Origin of the sequence: Streptomyces sp. NPDC059866 (genome assembly GCF_042731325.1) — a bacterium.
Classification (GTDB): Bacteria; Actinomycetota; Actinomycetes; order Streptomycetales; family Streptomycetaceae; genus Streptomyces; species Streptomyces flavusporus.
The window spans coordinates 1-2,151 of sequence record NZ_JBHWJT010000123.1 but is presented as its reverse complement, the minus strand read 5'-3'; the positions used below and the strand labels follow the sequence as shown (position 1 = coordinate 2,151).

The 2,151-nt window shown below is 71.6% G+C and carries 2 protein-coding genes; both read right to left on the bottom strand.

The window, feature by feature from the left end:
* Positions 1-3 precede the first annotated feature (3 nt).
* Positions 4-1,059: a fatty acid desaturase family protein gene (locus ACFV7R_RS46990; protein WP_385276942.1), complete on the bottom strand. Its 1,056-nt coding sequence runs from the start codon at positions 1,057-1,059 to the stop codon at positions 4-6.
* A 42-nt stretch (positions 1,060-1,101) separates the two neighbouring features.
* Complete coding sequence (locus ACFV7R_RS46985) at positions 1,102-2,142, bottom strand: ferredoxin reductase (protein WP_385276945.1); 1,041 nt, start codon at positions 2,140-2,142, stop codon at positions 1,102-1,104.
* Between the last annotated feature and the right edge of the window lie 9 nt (positions 2,143-2,151).

Genomic DNA, 2,151 nt, shown 5'->3' with positions numbered 1-2,151 from the left:
GTGTTACGGGAGTGCCATGCGCCAGATGCGGGCCCAGGTGGAGGCGTACTGGCGCAGCAGCGGGCCGGTGGTGTACGGGATGCCGTACTTCTCGCACAGCTTGCGCACCCGGGGAGCGATCTGGGCATAGCGGTTGCTGGGCAGGTCGGGGAAGAGGTGGTGCTCGATCTGGTGGCTGAGGTTGCCGGTGAGGATGTGCAGGAGAGGGCCGCCGTCGATGTTCGCCGAGCCGAGTGCCTGCCGTACGTACCACTCGCCGCGCGACTCGCCCTCGATCTCGTCCTCGGTGAAGGATTCCGCGCCGGCGGGGAAGTGGCCGCAGAAGATGACGGTGTGCGCCCAGATGTTGCGGGTGACATTGGCGGTGAGGTTGCCGAGCAGGCAGGGCAGGGCGGACGGGCCGGACAGCAGCGGGAAGAGGACGTAGTCCTTGGTGAACTGCCGTGCCGCCTTGCGGGCCACACCTGCGAGGTCGTCCAGGAACGCGCGCAGTGGCTTGCGGCCCTGGACGACTGCCTCGGGCTCCAGGTCGTACAGCGCGATGGCCCACTCGAAGAGCGGTGCCAGCAGCGGCCCGCCGTAGAGGGGCTGAAGGAGATGGAGGGGGTGCCAGGGCTGGTCCGCGCTCATCCGCATGGCCACGTAGCCCAGGTCCCGGTCCCGGCCCACCACGTTGGTCCAGGTGTGGTGCAGGTCGTTGTGGGTGTGCTTCCAGGCGGCGGCCGGGGTGGGGAAGTCCCACTCCCAGGTGGTGGAGTGGATGGCCAGGTCGCGCATCCAGTCCCACTGGCCGTGCAGGATGTTGTGGCCCAGCTCCATGTTCTCCAGGATCTTGGCGGTGGTGAGCATCGCCGTTCCGGCCAGCCAGGCGGGCGGCAGCAGGGACACGGCCAGTGCGGCCCGGCCACCGGCTTCCAGGGCGCGGTGCACGGTGATGAGGGTACGGATGTAGCGGGCGTCCTCGGCGCCGCGCTCGGCCAGCACCTCGGCGCGGATGCGGTCCAGTTCCTGCCCGAAGGCGTCGGCTTCGTGCGGCGCAAGAGCAAGCGCAGCGGCCACTGGTTCTCCCTTCCTGAAGGCTCGAGGCTAGACAGATGGTTCCTACAGGTCGATGTGCACGGGGCCACAGGCGGCCGACACGCAGGTCTGGATCAGATCGCCCGGCTCGCCGTGTACGTCGCCGGTCCGCAGGTCGCGGACCCGGCCGGCGGACAGCGGGCTGAGGCAGCTGTGGCAGATGCCCATACGGCAGCCGCTGGGCATGACGACACCCGCCGCCTCGCCGACGTCCAGCAGGGGCGTGGCGGAGCCGGCGTCCGTCTCGACACCGCTGCGGGTGAAGCGCGCCCGCCCGCCGTGCCCGCCCGATCCACTGCCAGGCGCGGCCGGTGACGGCGGTCGGAACCGCTCCAGGTGCAGCCGGTGCCGGGCATCCGCGTCGCGCCAGGCCCGCTCGGCGAACGCGAGCAGCCCTTCCGGGCCGCAGGCCCAGGTCTCGCGCTCCGCCCAGTCAGGGCACAGAGCACCCAGGCGCACTCGATCCAGCCGTCCTTCCCGACGGGTGTGGTGTTCGTACAGCGTGAACCAGCTCTCGCGGGCGGCCATGGCACGCAGCTCACCGCCGAAGACGACCCGGTCGGCGTCCGGCGCGTTGTGCACCAGCACGGTGTCCGGGCGGCGGCCCGTGCGCCCGGCGAGTGCGCGCAGCATGGCCACCACGGGAGTGATGCCAATACCGCCGGTCAGGAACAGCAGGCGCGCCGGCGGGGGACCGGGCAGCACGAAATCCCCCTGGACAGGACCGAGGCGCAGTGTTTCCCCGGGCCGGACCCGGTGGGCCAGGTGCGGCGACACCCGTCCGTCCGGGACCCCCCGCACCGTGATGGCGAAACGCCCGGAGCCGTCCGGTGGGGTCGTGATCGAGTACGTCCGCCAGTGCAGTACGCCGCCGATGCCCACTCCCACCGGCACGTACTGACCCGCCGCGCGATGCCCCGACCAGCCACGCCCCGCCCGCACCATGAGCGTCGTCGCGTCCGCCGTCTCCGTCCGGACCACCTCCACCCGGCCCGCCGGCCACCTGGCCGACCACAGGGGATCGACGACCGCCAGAAAGTCGTCAGGCAGCAAGGGCGTGGTCAGCCGCCCGGC